We start from the raw sequence: 18,844 nt of genomic DNA, 5'->3' as shown, positions 1-18,844 counted from the left end.
ATTTGTCATTATCATGCACCCGGTCCCTATAGGTTTCTGTTTTTGTCTGATGATTCCACAACCCTGCTGTCGTCAAATTTGTAGTCAATCTCAGCCAGTACCTCTTTGATATACCATATCTCTTTTTGCACGGCGTTGGGGATGGCAGGGGGCGTACTCTTTTTTGAGACAACGCCTTCTGACAGATACATCCGTCTGATCTGTTCAAGGCTCTCAAGGCGTTGGGGGAGCTCCTGGCTGTACCATGTTTTTTTATACTGGGCGTACTCTTTGTCAGCCTGTGACTTCTTACCGGTCTTTGACCCCTTTGTACCGGAGGTTGCTACCTGGGAGTTTGCCACGTATTCCTTCAGTACCTCCCTGATGGCAAATATTTTGCTCACGTAGTTGGCGCTTTCGGTATTGTCTACATTGGCGGCAAAGGGTTTGGGGTTGCCCCCGAATTGCTTGTAGTACTTTGCAACGCTCTTGGGGGAACGATTGTAGGCCCAGAATGCCCATAACCACCTGTCGCTGTTGGTGACCCTGGCGCCATTTATCTTGTATGCCCTGTCCCATGCCAGGGTGAGTTTATAGTTGTCTTTCAGGAGTCTGATGGCGGCATCGGTGCTGCGTTGCGCATGGCTTCTGTAGTCGATGTCGTCGTCAATGAGGCCGTAGGATTTAGCGGTAGCCGGCATGAACTGCCAGTACCCCTTTGCTCCGGCATGTGATAACGCAAGGGGGTTCCACGCAGACTCCGCAAGGGCTAAAAACACTATCTCAAATGGGATATCGTTGTCCTTGCATTTCTGATAGATCATCTTCAGGTGTCCTGCCTCCAGCATACTATGCCAACCTGAAAGCAGGTGTTGGTAGGTGGTTATGAGTTCCATGCCCTTGTTGTTTTTGTACTTGATCAGTTTCTTATCAAATTCGAGGTCTCTTTCGCTAAAGATATTTCGCCACTTCATGATCTTTTGCTGGTTTGTCTTTCCCGTGGGGGGATAGATGTGGGGTGCCTGGTGAAACAGTCGTTTGAGAAGATCACTGTTAGTGACCTCGGACGGTTTTCTGACAGACGCCTTTGACACCGCCGCCGCATCAGAGACCGTGTAAAGGATTATCAGCGGTAAGCCCAAGCCTAAAAGCACTCTGTAGAGCATAATTAACCTCCTTATTTCATTTTATTATAAATCTATATAGTTATGTATATCTATTGTACCCGTTGCATGGCACCTGTTGTCAATAGTTTTCTATGTGGCAGAAAAATATTTGTTAATAAGGTGTTTACCGTGTGAAACTAAAGGAACACTTTTTATCCTGATCGTTTGCATTTATGGTTGATAGCGCTACATATACCGTGTAACATGTCCACCTCCCAGTGGGTTAGTCCGTAGCGACCGACGAGGTGTCTGATATTTCTGACAATGTCTGACTCGAGGTCTTCGGAGCCCCTCATACCAATGCCCAGGTTGTTCAACACCCCTGCGATTCGGTCGTACAGGTGGTTGAGATGCTCCTGTGGTACAAGTTTAGGCGCCCTTGCATAATGGTTGTCCCTGCACACCGGGGAAAGCTCGTATGCTACAATCAGGACTGCCTGTGCCAGGTTCAGCGAAGGCTGGGCATGTGAGGTGGCTATCGTCATCAGAAAGCCGCAGCGGTTGATCTCCTCACTGAGGAGGCCCTTGTCCTCACGCCCAAAGAGTATGGCAACCTTGTTGTTGGCGGAGAGTTCAGCGATTGTTGCAACTGCCTCCCTGATGGGACGGATAACCCCGCGCGTCTTTCCCTGGCGGCGTGTGGTCCCCACGACGATGGCCTTGTCGTTGACTGCCTCCGTGAGGCTTGCGCAGACCGTGGCACCTTCTAGCACATCGATTGCCCCGTGGGCAAAGGCGCGGGCCTCGGCGTTGAGGTAGTCACAAGGGTCTACGAGGCACAGCCGCTCAAATCCCATGTTCTTTACAGCCCTGGCTGCCGCTCCGACGTTACCCGGCTCCCGTGGTTGCAGCAGCGTGAAGTAGATGTTGTCTCTGAGGTTCATAGCCATACTAAATTATAAAAACAAAAACAGTAATAGTTCAACCCCGGTACCAGGGCAATCGCATTTAACCGTAAGAAAAGAAAGGGGCGGCTCCGCTTCTTTTTCGCTCCAGGAGGGGGCAGCGACCCCCGGCTCAATGCGCTCCTGGCCCCTTCAGAACCTCCTGCAAGGGGAGGGGCGAGGCGCAATCTTGTCGCAGCGGATCGCACCCGCCCCGGGCACGAAGAAGTCCTCTTGACCCCATAATGGGTTGATTGACAGATTGGGGGGTAGTGTTTTTTTAGGTAATTATGTTATACTTAATTTACATAAAACTTGTTTGCTAATATTATATGGATGTATAAGGAGGGGCAACATGTCCACATCGTTAGAACAAGAAGATGAGATTAGTCTTATCCGGATCAGTCAATACGTGACAGACAGTGAAGGACGTAGAATAGCGGCTATTGTTGATATGGAGGAGTTAAGGCGGGTGGAGGAATTGATAGAGGATACAGACGACTTACTCACTGCAGCAGAAGAGGATGACGCCTATTGGATAGAGATGGCAATGCGGGCTGAAAAAAGCGGTTATATTGGGCATGAGCAGACGCTTGCATTTATAATAGAGAAACTTGTTGAAGTTTAAGCTCGATATTACAAAGGAGGCCAAGGATTTTTTATATCGCCTTGATGCAAAGCAGTTCAAGCAAGTTCTCAATAAGATTCTATCATTAACCTCAGAGCCATATCCAGTTGATTCCGAACAACTGCATGATAAAAAACCAACTGATATAACATTTAGAAGGGTGGATATAGGCGAGTATAGGATAATATACTTTGTTAAGGGAGACACTATAAATATAACCATTATTGGTAAACGCAACGATAATGCAGTATATAAGAGATATAAGAATAAACGTAATAGTTCAGGGATACAATAGAAATATTACGTTGACAACTACATGGCACAGTGGCAGAGATGAGGTTTCGACACGTCACCCTTAACCTGTCCATTGCGCTTAAGTCCTTCAGCAGCTTCAAGCTCAGAAGTGCGTTGGCTGTAGCGGGGGTAGTGCTGGGGACGTTGTCGCTGATCACCGTGACAAACATTTCGGCCTCCCTGAGACTCCAAACGCTCAAGGAGGTTGAGAGTTTTGGAAAAAACCTGCTGATTGTACGAAGCGGTCTGATGGGAATGCACGCCAGACCCGGGGCATTGGGCGAGGCCACAAACCTGACCATTGCCGATGTCAGGGCCATCAAGAACTCGACGTTTTACATAAACAACATCGCACCCGCTACGAGCAAAAACTTCCCCGTCAGATACCTCGATACCACCATTACCACAACCCTCATGGGTGTGGGCAGTGAGTTCTTTCAGATACGGAAACTCGACTTAAGCCGCGGCCAGTACTTTGCCCCCGCTGATGACAAGGAACTCAAACGCAAGGCCATCATAGGGGCCAAGGTCGCCCAAAAACTCTTTGGAGATGCCGACCCGATGGGCAAGTATATCTACGTCTACCGGGTCCCGTGTGAGGTCACCGGGGTATTGCGCCCCGTAGGAGCAGACGCCGCCGGTGTTGACTCGGACAACATCGTCTACGTCCCCCTCAACACGTACCTGCGACGATTTGTAAACAAACAGTACGTCAGTGTCATTTACATCGAGGCCAACGACGATGCCTCACTCTCCCCGCTCGCCTCACAGACAGAAGACCTCCTGCGCCTCAGACACAACATCAAAAAAGGTCAACGCGACGACTTCACCGTGATCAACCTCAAGGACGTCAACGACATCAAGACCCAGGCCATCAGACTGGTCAGAATGCTGGGACTGATAGTCTCGCTTGTCTCCTTTACAATCAGCGCCGTAGGGATACTCTCGATAATGATCCTGATGGTCAACGAGCGCCGGGTGGAGATCGGTATAAGACGCGCCGTGGGGTCAAAAAAGCGGGATATCATGATCCAGTTTCTGACCGAGTCATCGTTTATCTCCTTTGTCGGTGGCGTAATTGGCTGCGTCATTGGTGTTGCGTTGAGCCTGCTGGTGGCGCTTGTAACAGGGATGCCGTTTGTGGTCTCCGGCACAGGCGTGGTTATAGCATTTACCGCATCGCTGTGTATCGGACTGTTTTCGGGTATATATCCATCCAAAAAAGCCATCGAAATTGAACCGATCTATATCTTGCGGTAAGTTTTGTGGTATAGTATATAATTGCGGACCAGGATTGAGCATTATGGGGTCAAGGGGACTTCTTCGTGCCCGGGGTGGCTCACCCCTCCCCTTGCGGGGGGTTCTGAAGGGGGGGCGGAGCCGCTCCTTTCTTCTTTTTTTCCCCTGATTATACAAGGAGGTTCAAATGATAAGGGTATTATTTGTGTGCGTACACAACAGCGCAAGGAGTCAGATGGCGGAGGCGTTTCTTAACGCTTTGGGCGTGGGGATGTTTGAGGCTCACAGCGCAGGGCTGCAACCGGGAAACCTCAACCCCGTCGTAGTAGAGGCAATGAAAGAGGCAGGCATAGACATCTCCGGCAACAAGACCAAGAGTGTCTTTGAGATGTACGACAGGGCGGAGCAGTTTGATTACGTTGTCACCGTCTGTGATGAGTCCAGGGCAGAGGCATGTCCGACGTTTCCGGGAAACGCCAAAAAGCTCCACTGGGGCTTTGAAGACCCCTCCTCGTTAAACGGCAGCAGAGACGACATCCTTGCAAGGACAAAGGAAATCCGGGATGCTATAAAGGCACGGATTCTCCAGTGGATTGGAGGGCTAAAATAAGATGACAAAGGTCTCCGGCAGATTATCCTTTCTCGACAGGTACCTGACGCTGTGGATATTTGCGGCCATGTTTGTCGGGGTTGTGTGCGGATATCTGTTTCCTCAGGTTCAGGGCGTGTTAAACGTCTTTCAGGTGGGGACGACCAACATCCCCATAGCCATCGGCCTCATCCTGATGATGTACCCGCCCCTTGCAAAGGTCAAGTACGAACGGATGTCAGAGGTGTTTACGGACAAGCGTGTACTGGCGCTTTCGCTGGTGCAGAACTGGCTGATAGGCCCCGTGCTGATGTTTCTGTTGGCCGTTGTGTTTCTCAGGGACTATCCGCACTACATGTACGGGTTGATCCTCACGGGGCTTGCCCGCTGCATTGCAATGGTGGTGGTGTGGAACGATCTGGCCGGTGGAGACAGGGAATATGCCGCCGGATTGGTGGCGCTTAACTCGGTGTTTCAGGTGTTGGTTTATTCGCTTTACGCATTTTTCTTTCTCTCAGTGCTGCTGCCGCTCTTTGGCGTACAGGCAACCAGCGTTGACATCAGCATCGGGCAGATCGCCCGCAGTGTCCTGGTGTACCTGGGCATACCGTTTTTCGCCGGCGCCCTCAGCAGGTATGTCCTCATCAGGAAAAAGGGCGTCCATTGGTATGACAACGTATTCTCACCGGCCATCAGCCCTATGACCCTGGTGGCGCTGCTCTTTACGATACTGGTCATGTTTGCCCTGAAAGGTGATTACATACTGAAGCTCCCGATGGACGTGGTCAGGGTGTTTATTCCGCTGGTGATTTACTTTGTCCTGATGTTTCTGGTGTCTTTCTTTATAAGCATGAAGTTGGGCACGGATTACCCAAAGACGGCAACCTTGTCCTTTACAGCCGCAAGCAACAACTTTGAGTTATCGATAGCCGTTACGATAGCCGTGTTTGGGCTAAACTCCGGGGAAGCCTTTGCCGCCGTAATTGGCCCGCTGGCCGAGGTGCCCGTGTTAATCAGCCTCGTCAACGTGGCGCTGTTTTTTAAGAGGCGGTTCTTTTGAAGAAGAGAAAGAAAGAAGGAGGGGCTTTGCTTCTTGGCGCTCCAGGTCGCACCTGGCCCTCCTCAGACCTCCCCTGCAAGGGGGGGGACGAGGCGCCCCGGCCACAAAGAAGCCCCCTTGACCCCATAATAGTGCATGGTTTATAATGGTTTAAGGCAATCTTTAACAAGAGGTTATAAATGGCAAATGTCTTTGATATAAAAATACGAGATTCTTTAGCATTTTGTATGGGTCAATACCTTCGCCATTAAGCAACTTTAGATAGCCTGTTAATGCTGCCAAGTTTGAATATTTGATTTAGAATATCACCCATCTTTACCAGTTGTGATTGCCTAAAAACTGTAACCCTAATGATAAATATTGAAACGATAGCCAGAATACTTGCGATAAACCGTAAAGGGTGGGCTATGGTCAGTATTTAAGCGAAAGGGGAGCAGCACCTTTTTGTTCTTTTATTTTTTTGTTCAAAAAATCACTGCCGATATAGTATCATTAGATCAAATCTATAAAATTATGAGGGGAACACAATGGTATCAGACAGGGCCAAAAAGATAAAGCCGTCTCCGACGTTATCGATTGACGCAAAAGCCAAGGAGATGAAGGCTAATGGAATTGACGTAATCAGCTTTGCCGTTGGCGAGCCTGATTTTGACACGCCTGACCACATCAAGGCAGCCGCAGTCAAGGCGCTCAACGACGGCTTCACAAAGTACACACCGGTGGGCGGTATACCGGAACTAAAAACCGCAATCATCGAAAAGTTCAAAAGGGACAACAACCTCCACTATAAACCTAACGAAATAGTGGTCTCCTGCGGGGCCAAGCACTCGCTCTACAACGCAGCCCAGGCCCTGTATAGCGCCGGGGATGAGGTCATCATACCTGCCCCGTACTGGGTGTCGTATCCCGACCAGGTCTTGCTCAACGACGCAACACCGGTCATCGTCCAGACTACGGAGGCCGATAAGTTCATGTTGTCTCCGGAGGCCCTAAAAGGCAGCATCACCGGCAAGACAAAGGCCATCATACTCAACTATCCCTCCAACCCCACGGGCTTCACCTACGACCTCAAGGGCCTTGAGGCCATCGCCGAAATAGTCCTCAAGCACAACCTCTGGGTAGTTTCCGATGAGATATACGAAAAACTCCTCTACGATGGCATAAAACACGTAAGCATTGCCGCCATAAGCAACGAAATCAAACAGCGAACCATTGTCATCAACGGTCTGTCCAAGGCCTATGCCATGACCGGATGGCGCCTTGGCTATGCCGCCGGTAGCGCCGACGTAATCAAGGCAATGGAGAACATCCAGAGTCAATCGACGTCCAATACAACGTCATTTGCCCAGAAGGCGGCAGTGGAGGCCCTCAATGGCCCACAGGGTTTCATTGACGAAATGCTGAGACAGTTTGACGACAGGAGGCGTTTCCTCGTTGCCGAGCTTAATACCATCGAGGGGGTGTCGTGCATAATGCCGGAGGGGGCGTTCTACGCATTCGCAAACATACAGAAGGTACTGGGGCGGCGTTTCAATAATGCCGAAATCAAAAACTGCACCGACCTTTCCATGTATCTGCTACAGGAGGCGCACGTGGCACTTGTCCCCGGTGGGGCATTTGGTGCCGAGGGCTTTATACGGATGTCCTATGCAACCTCGATGAAGAACATCAAAGAGGGACTGTCGCGGCTCAGGGAGGCCCTCGGAAAACTCTCATAGGCCCTCCACGGCAGAAGGGTTTTGTGGCAGTATAAATATTTGTCTTGAAAAAGACCTCCCAGAAGGTATAATATTAATACAGCACGGGAGCAAGGGAGCATTGTTGATATGGTGATAAAGATGAAAGTAGACGGGTTGTTGTTTGACCCAAGAAGCGGCATGTACATACTCTTACTCAAGGCAGTAGATGGGGATGAGACCCTGCCCATATGGATAGGCAAACCGGAGGCAGACTCTATCGCCCTGGCCCTTGGAAGGGTAGTTACGCCAAGGCCGCTTACTCACGACCTCGTAAAGAATATCATTGAGGAGCTGAGGATGAGCGTCTCAAAGGTCGTGGTACGGGAAATCGTGGACAACACCTACTATGCTACCCTGTATGTCTCCGACGGTAAGTATGAAAAGCCTATAGACTCCAGACCAAGTGACGCCGTGGCCGTGGCACTGAGGACAAGCTCGCCGATCTACGTCGATGAGAGCGTCATTGAGCGCAGAAACACCGATGAACTAGAGGAGTGGCTTAAGAACCTTAAACCCGAGGACTTTGGCAACATCATGTAATGCTCCACAGAACCGAGGGTATTGTCCTTAACAGCTTCCCCTATGGGGAGGCCGATGCAATAGTGTCGTTTTTCACCAGTGACTATGGAGTGGTTAGGGTTTTTGCCAAGGGACCGCGCAAGACAAAGAGCAGGTTTGGCAGCGCCCTTGAGCCACTCACACACAACCGGATGGCCTTCTGGGGCAGGGAACATGCCACGCTGCCCAGACTCACGCAGGCCGACATTATCTACCCGCATCAGAAACTCAGGGAAGATTTTGGATGCTTCCAACGGGTATCGGAGATCGTGGAGATGACCCTAGGACTCATACCCGAAATGGCACCCCACAGGGAGCTGTTTGATATCATGCTCAAGGCCCTCAAGCTCATAGAAACAGACAGATTGCCCTACCGCGTATATCTGTTTTACAAGGTCAAGCTGTTGATGTTGTCGGGATTTCTGCCGCGTCTCAGTGGTTGTGCCAGGTGTGGGCGGACGGGGACGTCGTTTTACTTTCATGATGGCTCGATCGTGTGTGGTGGTTGTCTGGGCGGCATGGGGCGGGGCGATTCCGGTGGAAACCGATCTGGGGGGGGCAGTCCCAAGGTTGAACTCTCCATGGGGGCAATCAGCGTCTATGAAAAGATTCGGCAGTGGCGCTGGGAGATGTTGGGCAGGCTGATGCCGTCCCCAAAGTTGGCCCAGGAACTTGAGCGTATGTTAAACCTGCATATCAGATTCACCATAGACAAGGACATAAAGACAAACTCCTTCCTCCTGGCCCAGCAACGGCAGGAGAGAACATTGCCCTTATGCCAATGACTGAGAATCGATAATACAGGAAAGGTTGTTTCAGATTGCGTGCGATACAAAAAAAAGAGAGAGGCGACTCCGTGTTCAAATGAAAACACCGGGGGGCAGTGCAGCCAACGACATCAGAAAGTATTGCTACAGGCTGTTAAACCGCAGGGACTACACCAGGGTCGAACTCTATCGCAAGCTGATTGAGCGCGGCTACCCAGCTCAGGACATCGAGGCCGAACTCCTCCGCCTCACAGACCTCGGCCTCTTGGACGACCGCAGGGCATCCAACGTACTGTTGGACTACTACGAAGACTCAAAGAACTTGGGCGCCTTTGCATGTAAGGAGGAGTTGAGGGCCAGAGGCATTGACCGAGCGATCATCGACGAACTGGTCTTTACCGAACAACGGGAACTGGAAAAAGCCCTCAAAGTCATCTCAAAAAAAACGAGGCATCTAAAAAAATTCCCCTTTTACGTTAAACTGAAGAAGATGCATGACCTGCTGTCAAGGAAGGGTTTTGATAACGACACAATTACGCAGGCAATAAAACAGTACAAGGAAGACGAAGAACAAGGGCAGGATTAACCGGATAGCACCCTTTGCCCCCTATCACGTACCTAACCACAGTCCTTCAGCCCACTGTGCCTTGAACTCCCTGAATCTGCCTTGCGTGATAGCCGCTCTGATGTCCCTCATAAGCTCGAAGTAGAAGTGGAGGTTGTGGATCGTGTTGAGGGTGATGGAGAGGATTTCCTTTGCACGGAAGAGGTGGTTGAGGTATGCGCGGGAGAAGTTCTGGCAGGTGTAGCACTGACACTGAGGGTCGAGGGGTGCGGGATCGGTTTTGTAGCGTTGGGCCTTGATACTGATCCTGCCCGAATGCGTTAGGAGGGTGCCGTGTCTGGCGGTTCTGGTGGGGATGACGCAGTCGAACATGTCAAAGCCGGCCTCAACGGCGTGCATAATGTCCTGCGGGAAGCCAACGCCCATGAGATACCGGGGTTTGTCTCGTGGCATCTCCGGGGCCATGTAACCGACGATGTCGTACATGATGTCCTTTGGCTCCCCAACGCTGACCCCGCCAAGGGCATAGCCGTCAAAGTCCAGCGCCTTTAATTCTGCCGCACTCTGACGCCGCAGGTCCTTGTACTCCCCGCCCTGAATGATGCCAAAGAGCAGTTGTTGTCCGTCGTGTGTCTCCTTGCACTGCCTTGCCCAGCGGGTGGTCAACTGCAGGGAGCTGAGGACGTATTCATAGGTAGCAGGGTATGGCGGACACTCGTCAAAGGCCATTACGATGTCAGCCCCCAGTGCCCGCTGTATCTGCATTGCCTCTATGGGGCCGATGAAGTGGGTTGACCCGTCTATGTGGGACTTGAACTGCACACCGTCCTCTTTGATTTTCCTAAGGGGGGAGAGACTGTAGACCTGAAATCCGCCACTGTCGGTCAACACGGGGCCGTCCCAGGAGGTGAATCCGCGCAGTCCGCCGGCTGCCGCAACCACATCATGCCCCGGACGCAGGTACAGGTGGTAGGTGTTACAAAGGATGATATCGGCCCCAACCTCCCGCAACGCCAACGGGGTCATGGCCTTGACCGTCCCCTGTGTTGCCACGGGCATAAACATCGGCGTTGGCAACGTCCACGCACCCACCTGAAGCGTCCCGACCCTGGCATTGCCGTCTACGTTGAGCAGTGAAAATCGCATCGCTGTCTACTTGGCCGACTTACGACTGTCGAGGTCTACCGTCTCGTATATGCAATCGTTGATTGGGTCGTAGGCGGATAGCTTGCCGGTATAGACGGCCCCCGTGTCTATGGCAACGGCACTCTTGTACTTTGTGACGACCTTGTGGGGGGTGTGTCCTACGATGATTGTCTTACCACGGTAGCGATCGTAGTTCCTGTCCCACAGCAGGGCCTTTGGCTGGGCACTCTGGAGTGTTTCGCCCATGGGGATGCCTCCGTGGACAAAGATGTGGGAAGGCGTCTCATAGTAGTACCGGAGCGTGTCTATGAAGGGGACTAGGTGCTTTTGTGCATTTTCGTAGTTACCATAGCTGTTTATCGTGTTGATGCCGCCGTTGATAAACCACAGTTGAACGTGATTGCTTTCCCTGGTTTTAAATGCACTGTGGGCAAGCAGCTCGTGATTACCCATCAGGAGGACTACGTTGTCGGGATACTTTTTTCTCAGGGCGTCAACGTATGTCACCACGTGCATACTCTTATCGCCTCTGTCTATGTAGTCACCGATAAAGACCAGTTGGTCCGTCTCAGGGTCAAACCTTATGACGTCCTCCAGCAGGTCAACCATGAGGCCATAACAACCATGTATATCTCCAATGGCAATCTGTCGCTTAATTTCTTTCAACAATATATACTAATAGGCTGTCGTATTATTGTCAAGGGTGCGAATTGCGGTAGCACCACAATCAACCGTGGTTGTCAGGATTTAAGCCACTTTTATGTTTTCGTAGCATGCCATTGTCACTGTGTTTAAGCGATGTGACCACGCCGGACCGGAGTGCTACCATATAAAGAAGATACAAAATTTTTATATTGCATATTGGCACTTTTTTTACCTAATCCTGTAAAATAGTTTGAGTATATTTGGAACATACATTAAAAATGAAGCAACGGTTACGTTAGTAGACATGGATTCATCTGGGAATCAGCAGGGGCTTGAAGCAATGATAGCCGATTATATGGAAAAGGGTTTCCTTGATAATATCATCGACATGCTCAGGTATGACGCCGGTATGTACGGTGTTGTTGCGGTGCTCTTGAGGGATGAGAGGCTGCGTGTGCGCATAGGGGCCATTGCGCTGGTCGAGGCGCTGAAGGAGCAGGGTCTTGATATTGTACAGGATATTGCCGACAGCATCGTGCCGTTGTTGAGTGACGATAGTCCCAATGTCAGAGGTGATGTGGCTTATGCCTTTGGTATCATCGGGCAGGAGAGACATATCGTTCCGCTTCAGGGGCTGCTGGCTGATGAAAACACGGAAGTGGCACAAACTGCCCAAGATTCAATAGATTCGATATTATCTGTTTTAAATAAAGGTGGGGGGGATGACTGAAAACATACAATTAGTTCTGCTTGGAGTACCGGTTGCGATAGTTGTCATACTGATTGTGTACGTAAAGCATATGAGACACAAAGCCCTTAGCGTCATCACAGACGCCGTGGAGAGGGCCGATATACTGCTTGAGGAAAACAACCACGAGGATGCCCTGGGCATATATTCCGATGTGCTGGAGCGTGTGTCGGAGAAGAAAATGCCCGTACTCTATGGCCATATAAAGAACAACATGGGTATCTGTTTTCGTAAGCTGGCCGTTGGCAACAAGAGGGAGGAAAACATCCTCAAGGCACTGGAGGCCTATGAAGACGCCCTGACCGTGTATACGGTAAAGGATTATCCCGCTGACTACGGAGCAGCACAGAATAACCTTGCAAATGCGTGGTGGGCGCTCTCCGAAATGTGCAACAAGGAGGAAAATATCCAAAAAACCATCCAGGCCTACGAAAAGGTGCTCAAGGTATACACCGCCGAAAACAACCCCGAAAAGTATGGACACGTCCAGACCAGCCTCGGTCATGCCTTCAGGGCAATCTCGGTATGCCGCGACAGGGAGAAGCACCTTACCAAGGCCATTGTCGCCTACGAAGAGGCCCTGAGGGTCAGAAACAACCAGGAACATGCCATCGAATACGGACACATAAAGATCAGCCTGGGGCACGCCTACTGGGAACTTGCATCGTTCCAGGACCGGGCCGAATTTCTGACCAAGTCGGTGGAGGCCTACAGGGATGCCCTGACGGTTCGCTCGCTGGAGTTCTCTGCCACAGAGTACGCAATAACACAAAACGACCTCGGAAACTCTCTCTGTGACCTGGCGGAACTAAAGGATAAGGAAGAAAACCTCCAGATGGCCGTTACTGCCTACAAGGAGTCACTGCGGGTGTGGACGCCCACCGAATACGCAAAAGACTACGGAATGGCACAAAACAACCTGGGAAGCACCTTCGGACTGCTCTCTGAGATACGCGACAGGGAAAACAACCTGGCAGAGGCGATACAGGCATTTAATGAATCATTGAAGGTCTACACGCCCGATAAGTATCCGATGGAGTACGGTATGACTCAAAACAATCTCGGCAGCGCCTACAGCATACTGTCCCAGACGCAGAACAAGGAGTCAAACCTTAAATTGGCCGTCTTTTCCTTCAAGGAGGCCCTCAAGGTCTATTCGCCACAACGCTCCACCTTTGACTACTTTATAACGCAATGCCATCTGGGTAACGCCTACGGCGAACTCTCCACGTGTTGCGACAAGGCGGAGAACCTCTACAAGGCAATCCGGTACTATGAAAAGGCGCTCAAGTTCGAGTTTGCGCAACAGTATCCCTTCAAGTATGGTATGACTCAGCACAGTCTGGGTAACTGCTACTGTGCCCTTGCCCTTGTCCATAACGCCGAGGACAACCTACAGCGGGCCGTCAAGGCATATGAGGAGGCCCTGACAATCTTCACACAATCATCGGCACCATCAAAGTACGCAGATATCAAAAATAAACTCGACACTACCCTGCAGGACATTGCCGACCTCAGAAAGAGTGTGTGATGTGCAATCCTCCTTGTATGGTAGGAGGGGTGATGGGGGTTCGCTGCTTGTGTAGTACTGTCAAAAAAAACGACTGAAAGGATTTTATTATGACATCAAGGAGTGAAATAGTTCTACAGACAGACATCAAGGGGCTTAGGCTCATCAAGCGTGGCAAGGTCAGAGACATATACGACTGCGGACAACACCTGTTGATGGTGGTCACGGACAGGTTGTCTGCCTTTGACGTGGTACTGCCATCGGGGATACCGTCAAAGGGGGAGATACTGACCAGGCTATCCGTGTTCTGGTTCAGGCTCGTGGAGGATATCATTGGCAACCATCTGGTCTCTGCCGAGGTCAACGACTTCCCCGGCATCACAGGGGAAGAAGACAGGGCAATCCTCAGCGGCAGAACCATGCTTGTGAAAAAGGCAACCCCCCTGCCCGTTGAGTGCATAGTGCGCGGCTACATCACCGGTTCCGGCTGGAAGGACTACCAGAGAAGCGGCTGCATCTGCGGCATACCCCTGCCGGAAGGACTGCAGGAATCACAGCGATTGCCACAACCAATCTTCACCCCAAGCACCAAGGCCGATACCGGACACGACGTCAACATATCCTTTGCGGAGACCGTCTCCATTGTTGGTGCGGAGATGGCCGAAACGCTAAAGAGTTTGAGCATAGATATCTACAACCGGGCAGCCAATCACGCCCTGTCCAGGGGGATCATCATCGCCGATACGAAGTTTGAGTTTGGCCTCTGCGATAACGGGCTGATCCTCATAGACGAAGTCCTGACCCCGGACTCCTCACGGTTCTGGCCGGCTGCCGGCTATGCATCCGGACGAGGGCAGGACAGCTTCGACAAACAAATAGTCAGGGACTACCTGTTGACGCAGGACTGGGCACAGACCTATCCCGGCCCGGTACTGCCCGATAACGTCGTGTCAAAGACCGCCGACAGATACAGACAAATCCTCGAAATTCTGACATCCCAATGACAAAGATATTAGTAATAGACGATGAGATTATTATCAGAGAGAGACTCAAGAACCTCCTTGTGCTTGATGACTTTGAGACTTATTCGGCTGAAAATGGTATCGAGGGCCTGGAGGTATTTGAACGTGAAGCCCCTGACGTTATCGTTGCCGATATAAAAATGCCCAGGATGGATGGCATAGAGGTTTTAAAACAGGTGAAAAAGAAAAACAAAACAACCGAGGTCATCTTCATAACCGGCCACGGAGGCGTTGATACGGCTATCGAGGCAATGAAAGAGGGCGCCTTTGGCTACATCCAGAAACCCCTGGAATACGACGAACTTAAGATCGCAATCGACAAGGCAACAGAAAAACAGACCATGCAGGCGAAAATAGATACATACGTCAGGAAACTCGAAACAAGTGTCAACGAATGGGAGATCACCTTTAACTGTGTCACTGATTGCCTGTCCATTCATGACGAACACTATAACATAATTAAGGCAAACAGGGCCTTCACCGATACCTTCGGATTTAAACCGGATGCCTCCGGCATCAATCCATGCTATGAGATATTCGATTGCATTGACAACGATATCTCCCAGTGTCTTCATCTCAGGACCTATGATGGCAGGGGGGCGTGTATGAAAGAGATTTTTTATCCGGCACTTAATGCCCATTTTGAGATAACCGCTTCTCCCATATTTACCAAAGATGGCAAGTTTAAAGGCTCAATCCACATATTCAAGGACATCACCCAGAGAAAGCTCTACGAAGAGAAAATCCAGGCATCACTTCAGGAAAAAACCCTCTTGCTACGAGAGATTCATCACAGGGTAAAAAACAATATGGAGATCATCTCAAGCCTCATAGACCTACATATTGAAGACATCGGGGATAAAAAAACCATAAGCATGTGCCAGGAAATGAAAAACAGAATAAGGTCCATGTCCCTCGTACACAAGATGCTATACCAAAGCGACAATCTCTCCGAGGTGAACTTTGCCGATTACACTAGGGAACTCGTAACCGATATCCTTCATTCATACTGCGTTGAACCATCCAGGATTGCACTGAACATGGATATCAATGACGTCTATATAGCAATGGACACGGCCGTGCCATGCTGCCTTATCATAAACGAACTTGTGACAAACGCCCTCAAACACGCCTTTACCGAAATGACATCGGGTGAGCTTCACATATCACTCAGAGAGGTCTGTGCCACCAATGGTCATGAAAAGGCATACGAATTAATCGTCAGGGATAACGGCAAGGGCATCCCTGATGGCTTTGACATAAACAAGTCGTCGTCGCTGGGATTAAAGCTGATAAAGATACTGGCTGAGTATCAGCTCAAAGGGAAAATCGAAATGAACACAAAGGGCGGAACAGAGTTTAAACTCTCTTTCAGGCAACTGCAATACACGAAAAGATTTTGATGCTCAGGCAGAGACATCCTCCTGGGGATAGTCCGTTGAAAGCAATACCCTGATTGTAGAGCTTTCGCCTTCGATGCTGTCTATTTCCAACCTGCCCTTGTGACTCTTGATGATGCCATAGCTTATGGACAGCCCCAAGCCGGTTGCCTGTCCGACTTCCTTGGTTGTAAAGAACGGCTCCAGCACCCTCTCCCTGACATGCGGAGACATTCCCGTGCCGTTGTCGCTCACCGAAACAACCACCGAGGCAGTGTCGATGTTGTGCCGGACGGAAAACTTCAGACATTTGTTGTAGGCCGTGGAATTGGCCTTGTTGGCCTTCAGTTGCCTGGCCTTTTCATTGAGCGCATCCCTTGCGTTTGTGATGAGGTTTATCCATACCTGCTCCAGCTGAAAGGGTTCGCCGATAATCTTGGGCAGGCCGGGGGCAAGGTCTTTAACAACCTCTATCTCATGCAACCTGAGTTGCTCATCCAGGAGACTGAATGCTGAGGTTACCGTATCAATGACATCCACTTCCGTGAATTTCAAGGTATCCTGCCGGGCAAAGGTCCGTATATGCTGAATTATCCTGGACATTCGCTTAACCGACGTCTCTATATCATTAAGGCCTGATTCCACCTCCTGCCTTGTCAGCTTGTCCCTCTCAAGGAGTTTGCGAAAGCTCTTGGCAACGAGTGCTATGCCCCCCAGGGGTTGATTCATCTCATGGGCAATCCCCGCCGACATCTCCCCCAGGGTGGCCAGCTTGGAGGTCTGAAATAGCTGTGCCTGGATATGGTCAAGTTCACGTGAACGCTCCTGTATACGTTTTTCAAGCTCTTCGTTCATCCTTGAGATAATCTCTGAGGATATCTTAAGCTCCCTGGCCCTATAGAGACGAGTCCGATTGAGATTTATTCTCTCCACGGTCTTCTTTACCGACATGAGCAGTTCGTCGAGATTGACGGGCTTGGTTATGTAATCGGCAGCCCCGGCACGAAGCGATTTTATGGCATAATCGTTGTCTTTAACACCGGTTACCATTATGCACTCGATATCCTTGTAGTAACTCTTTGCCCTTTTGAGCACTTCTATGCCGTCCATATCCTTCATCCGTATATCCGTGATGACGACGTCTATTTTATTGAACTCAATGGTCTCCAGTCCGCTTAATCCATTTGCCGCGGTGAAGACCTCATAGCCCTCTCGTTCAAAAAAGGTTCTAAGCCTTCTTGTAACTATTTCGTCATCGTCTATGATCAGAATTGAACTGGTGGCAATAAGCAGGTCTCTCTCTGAGAGTCTCTCCTGCGCCCTGCCCAGGGCTGCCTGAAACTCATCGATGTTGACGGGTTTTTCTATGTAGTCAATGGCGCCGTTTCTCAGCGATTGGATGGCTACGTCGATGTTACCATAGCCGGTGATGACTATCAACTCACATCCGGACTTTATCTCCTTGACCTTGCGAATAAGGTCAATCCCATTGATGTCAGGGAGGTTTACGTCAACAAGGAGAATTCCGATCTCTCTGCGTTTTATTATTTCAATGGCCGTTTTGCCATCCTCTGCCACCTCAACGTTAAAAAATCCCCTCAGCACCTCTTTCTCTAACTGCTCTCTTATTATCTTGTCATCATCGACAATCAGTACGGTTACCTTATTGGCATTCATGCTCTAGACTCTGGCATCGGGTCTCTCCCCGCGCACTGCAATCAAGACATAGCTATCCCGTTCCTCGGCAACGATCTTAATCAGAGTCAGGGTGAGGTATGAGAACTCACCGGTTTTAATGACCTCTATACTGCCCGGGGTTTCATACAGACGGCTGATCTTTTCAGTCAGTTGATTGGTGGAAAGCTCTTTTATACCCATGTTTTTCATTTTCATGAGCATGGGTTCATCTAACCTCTCAGGGGTATTACCTATTATATTTGAAAGAGACTTGTTGACGTATACCACAGTAAAATCCCTTTTTATAACAAGCAGTGCCATAGGGATGGCATCCAGTAACTTCCTTGCAAAATCCATCGTCTGCTGTATAACCGACTGCTGCAGGTTAATGATGACTTCATGTTCAGCGGTTATCTGGGTGATTATCTGTTTGGCAAGTTCAAGTTCACGGTTGCGGTACCTTAACACCCTGTCGAGTTGGAGGTTTTCTACGGCCTTTTCTATCGTCACAATCAACTGGTCAAGATCGACGGGTTTTTTCAGCATGCTGATAGCCCCCTCACGCATTGCCTGTATGGCGCTTTCCTCGTCGCCGTATCCGGTAAAGATGATAGACTCAAAATCTGTGCTTATGGCTCTCATGTTATGCAGGGCCTGAAGACCGTTCATTTTAGGCATCTTGATGTCCGTCAGGACAATATCTATTTTATTTGATTTAAAGAGCTTTACAGCTTCCTCGCCGTCTGCGGCCTGAATAACCTTCCAGCTCTCTTTCTCCAGGACCCTCACCAGGCGTTTGCGGGGCAGGTCTTCGTCTTCAACCAGCAATATGGCCGGTTGCAAGTTGTACTCTTCCCGCATAAGAATATTTTCCTTTGCCCTTCCAAGTGCCGTTCTCATTAGCTTAAGGTCTACGGGTTTTTTCAGATAGTCCATGACCCCTTCACGAAGCGCCGCTATGGCAACGTCCGTTTCGCCAAAGGCGGTAACCAGGATTATATCGGTATGAGGTGATAACTCCTTGATAGTATGAACTACCTCCATACCGCCAACGTTGGGCATCTTCACATCCGTAATGACAATATGCGGCTTCTCCGAACGAAACAGATCAATCCCTGCACGACCATCCTCTGCCTCGGTTACCTCAAACCCCTCATGTTTAATGAATTTAGCCAATTGCTTTCTGGCTACCTCATCGTCTTCTATCACCAGTACCTTGTACATTTTAATTGCCTCCATACAAAGACTA

At 50.0% G+C, this 18,844-nt stretch carries 19 protein-coding genes; 13 read left to right on the top strand and 6 right to left on the bottom strand.

All coding sequences use genetic code 11. The features are described from left to right. Positions 1–26: 26 nt before the first annotated feature. The gene (locus Mcas_RS16490) at positions 27–1,145 is read right to left on the bottom strand and encodes a transglycosylase SLT domain-containing protein (protein WP_052566965.1); all 1,119 of its coding nucleotides are present in this window, start codon (positions 1,143–1,145) and stop codon (positions 27–29) included. Positions 1,146–1,297: 152 nt separating this feature from the next. Continuing rightward, positions 1,298–2,029 carry an RNA methyltransferase gene (locus Mcas_RS16485; protein WP_052566964.1) on the bottom strand — a complete coding sequence of 244 codons (732 nt, stop codon included), beginning with the start codon at positions 2,027–2,029 and terminating at the stop codon, positions 1,298–1,300. A 355-nt stretch (positions 2,030–2,384) separates the two neighbouring features. On the opposite strand from Mcas_RS16485, the gene Mcas_RS06855 reads away from it, so the two are divergent. From Mcas_RS06855 to Mcas_RS06815, 9 genes are all read left to right on the top strand, one after another. Further along, positions 2,385–2,657 (top strand): hypothetical protein, encoded by a 273-nt coding sequence (locus Mcas_RS06855; RefSeq protein ID WP_040334778.1) that lies wholly within the window; start codon positions 2,385–2,387, stop codon positions 2,655–2,657. Beyond that, the gene (locus Mcas_RS06850) at positions 2,647–2,952 is read left to right on the top strand and encodes a type II toxin-antitoxin system RelE family toxin (RefSeq protein WP_052566963.1); all 306 of its coding nucleotides are present in this window, start codon (positions 2,647–2,649) and stop codon (positions 2,950–2,952) included. Before Mcas_RS06855 ends, Mcas_RS06850 begins: the two co-directional genes overlap by 11 nt. Before the next feature lie 38 nt (positions 2,953–2,990). Next, a complete protein-coding gene (locus Mcas_RS06845; RefSeq protein ID WP_040334776.1) occupies positions 2,991–4,211 on the top strand; it encodes an ABC transporter permease in 1,221 nt (406 codons plus the stop codon). 166 nt (positions 4,212–4,377) lie between these two features. Then, the gene (locus tag Mcas_RS06840; protein WP_040334775.1) at positions 4,378–4,800 is read left to right on the top strand and encodes an arsenate reductase ArsC; all 423 of its coding nucleotides are present in this window, start codon (positions 4,378–4,380) and stop codon (positions 4,798–4,800) included. A gap of 1 nt (position 4,801) precedes the next feature. Beyond that, positions 4,802–5,839: an ACR3 family arsenite efflux transporter gene (gene arsB, locus Mcas_RS06835; protein ID WP_040334774.1), complete on the top strand. Its 1,038-nt coding sequence runs from the start codon at positions 4,802–4,804 to the stop codon at positions 5,837–5,839. A 527-nt stretch (positions 5,840–6,366) separates the two neighbouring features. Then, the gene (locus Mcas_RS06830) at positions 6,367–7,557 is read left to right on the top strand and encodes a pyridoxal phosphate-dependent aminotransferase (protein WP_040334773.1); all 1,191 of its coding nucleotides are present in this window, start codon (positions 6,367–6,369) and stop codon (positions 7,555–7,557) included. Positions 7,558–7,665: 108 nt separating this feature from the next. Then, complete coding sequence (locus Mcas_RS06825; RefSeq protein ID WP_040334772.1) at positions 7,666–8,118, top strand: bifunctional nuclease family protein; 453 nt, start codon at positions 7,666–7,668, stop codon at positions 8,116–8,118. After that, complete coding sequence (recO, locus tag Mcas_RS06820) at positions 8,118–8,921, top strand: DNA repair protein RecO (RefSeq protein ID WP_040334771.1); 804 nt, start codon at positions 8,118–8,120, stop codon at positions 8,919–8,921. Before Mcas_RS06825 ends, recO begins: the two co-directional genes overlap by 1 nt. 79 nt (positions 8,922–9,000) lie before the next feature. Next, entirely contained in the window at positions 9,001–9,489 is a 489-nt protein-coding gene (locus tag Mcas_RS06815; RefSeq protein ID WP_040334770.1) for a regulatory protein RecX, read from the top strand. 24 nt (positions 9,490–9,513) lie between these two features. Here Mcas_RS06815 and tgt read toward each other — a convergent pair whose 3' ends face one another. Together tgt and Mcas_RS06805 are read right to left on the bottom strand one after the other, a co-directional pair. Further along, entirely contained in the window at positions 9,514–10,614 is a 1,101-nt protein-coding gene (tgt, locus tag Mcas_RS06810; RefSeq protein ID WP_040334769.1) for a tRNA guanosine(34) transglycosylase Tgt, read from the bottom strand. A 6-nt stretch (positions 10,615–10,620) separates the two neighbouring features. Continuing rightward, positions 10,621–11,280, bottom strand: a complete 660-nt coding sequence (locus Mcas_RS06805; protein ID WP_156033228.1) for a metallophosphoesterase family protein — start codon at positions 11,278–11,280, stop codon at positions 10,621–10,623. Positions 11,281–11,563: 283 nt separating this feature from the next. Here Mcas_RS06805 and Mcas_RS06800 point away from each other — a divergent pair, with 283 nt between their 5' ends. The 4 genes from Mcas_RS06800 (at position 11,564) to Mcas_RS16480 (ending at position 15,942) form a co-directional block, all read left to right on the top strand. After that, on the top strand, positions 11,564–11,989 hold the full coding sequence (locus tag Mcas_RS06800; protein ID WP_081853673.1) for a HEAT repeat domain-containing protein: 426 nt from the start codon (positions 11,564–11,566) through the stop codon (positions 11,987–11,989). Then, positions 11,982–13,538 carry a tetratricopeptide repeat protein gene (locus Mcas_RS06795; protein WP_040334767.1) on the top strand — a complete coding sequence of 519 codons (1,557 nt, stop codon included), beginning with the start codon at positions 11,982–11,984 and terminating at the stop codon, positions 13,536–13,538. Before Mcas_RS06800 ends, Mcas_RS06795 begins: the two co-directional genes overlap by 8 nt. An 89-nt stretch (positions 13,539–13,627) precedes the next feature. Continuing rightward, on the top strand, positions 13,628–14,521 hold the full coding sequence (locus Mcas_RS06790) for a phosphoribosylaminoimidazolesuccinocarboxamide synthase (RefSeq protein WP_040334766.1): 894 nt from the start codon (positions 13,628–13,630) through the stop codon (positions 14,519–14,521). Continuing rightward, on the top strand, positions 14,518–15,942 hold the full coding sequence (locus Mcas_RS16480; RefSeq protein ID WP_052566961.1) for a response regulator: 1,425 nt from the start codon (positions 14,518–14,520) through the stop codon (positions 15,940–15,942). Before Mcas_RS06790 ends, Mcas_RS16480 begins: the two co-directional genes overlap by 4 nt. A gap of 3 nt (positions 15,943–15,945) precedes the next feature. Here the strand turns inward: Mcas_RS16480 and Mcas_RS16475 are convergent, their stop codons facing one another. Together Mcas_RS16475 and Mcas_RS06775 are read right to left on the bottom strand one after the other, a co-directional pair. Further along, on the bottom strand, positions 15,946–17,595 hold the full coding sequence (locus Mcas_RS16475) for a hybrid sensor histidine kinase/response regulator (RefSeq protein WP_052566960.1): 1,650 nt from the start codon (positions 17,593–17,595) through the stop codon (positions 15,946–15,948). Positions 17,596–17,598: 3 nt separating this feature from the next. Further along, positions 17,599–18,834, bottom strand: coding sequence for a response regulator (locus Mcas_RS06775; protein ID WP_081853672.1), 1,236 nt, complete (start codon positions 18,832–18,834; stop codon positions 17,599–17,601). Positions 18,835–18,844 lie beyond the last annotated feature (10 nt).

Origin of the sequence: Candidatus Magnetobacterium casense, assembly GCF_000714715.1 — a bacterium.
Classification (GTDB): Bacteria; Nitrospirota; Thermodesulfovibrionia; order Thermodesulfovibrionales; family Magnetobacteriaceae; genus Magnetobacterium; species Magnetobacterium casense.
Note: the sequence above shows the minus strand (reverse complement) of the source record. Positions and strands in the feature narration are given on the sequence as shown.

Bases quoted from the DNA above. Each gene is read 5' to 3' on its own strand.
- Mcas_RS16490 (WP_052566965.1), bottom strand. From the start codon at position 1,145: ATGCTCTACAGAGTGCTTTTAGGCTTGGGCTTACCGCTGATAATCCTT.
- Mcas_RS16485 (WP_052566964.1), bottom strand. From the start codon at position 2,029: ATGAACCTCAGAGACAACATCTACTTCACGCTGCTGCAACCACGGGAG.
- Mcas_RS06855 (WP_040334778.1), top strand. From the start codon at position 2,385: ATGTCCACATCGTTAGAACAAGAAGATGAGATTAGTCTTATCCGGATC.
- Mcas_RS06845 (WP_040334776.1), top strand. From the start codon at position 2,991: ATGAGGTTTCGACACGTCACCCTTAACCTGTCCATTGCGCTTAAGTCC.
- Mcas_RS06840 (WP_040334775.1), top strand. From the start codon at position 4,378: ATGATAAGGGTATTATTTGTGTGCGTACACAACAGCGCAAGGAGTCAG.
- arsB (WP_040334774.1), top strand. From the start codon at position 4,802: ATGACAAAGGTCTCCGGCAGATTATCCTTTCTCGACAGGTACCTGACG.
- Mcas_RS06830 (WP_040334773.1), top strand. From the start codon at position 6,367: ATGGTATCAGACAGGGCCAAAAAGATAAAGCCGTCTCCGACGTTATCG.
- Mcas_RS06825 (WP_040334772.1), top strand. From the start codon at position 7,666: ATGGTGATAAAGATGAAAGTAGACGGGTTGTTGTTTGACCCAAGAAGC.
- recO (WP_040334771.1), top strand. From the start codon at position 8,118: ATGCTCCACAGAACCGAGGGTATTGTCCTTAACAGCTTCCCCTATGGG.
- Mcas_RS06815 (WP_040334770.1), top strand. From the start codon at position 9,001: ATGAAAACACCGGGGGGCAGTGCAGCCAACGACATCAGAAAGTATTGC.
- tgt (WP_040334769.1), bottom strand. From the start codon at position 10,614: ATGCGATTTTCACTGCTCAACGTAGACGGCAATGCCAGGGTCGGGACG.
- Mcas_RS06800 (WP_081853673.1), top strand. From the start codon at position 11,564: ATGGATTCATCTGGGAATCAGCAGGGGCTTGAAGCAATGATAGCCGAT.
- Mcas_RS06795 (WP_040334767.1), top strand. From the start codon at position 11,982: ATGACTGAAAACATACAATTAGTTCTGCTTGGAGTACCGGTTGCGATA.
- Mcas_RS06790 (WP_040334766.1), top strand. From the start codon at position 13,628: ATGACATCAAGGAGTGAAATAGTTCTACAGACAGACATCAAGGGGCTT.
- Mcas_RS16480 (WP_052566961.1), top strand. From the start codon at position 14,518: ATGACAAAGATATTAGTAATAGACGATGAGATTATTATCAGAGAGAGA.
- Mcas_RS16475 (WP_052566960.1), bottom strand. From the start codon at position 17,595: ATGAATGCCAATAAGGTAACCGTACTGATTGTCGATGATGACAAGATA.
- Mcas_RS06775 (WP_081853672.1), bottom strand. From the start codon at position 18,834: ATGGAGGCAATTAAAATGTACAAGGTACTGGTGATAGAAGACGATGAG.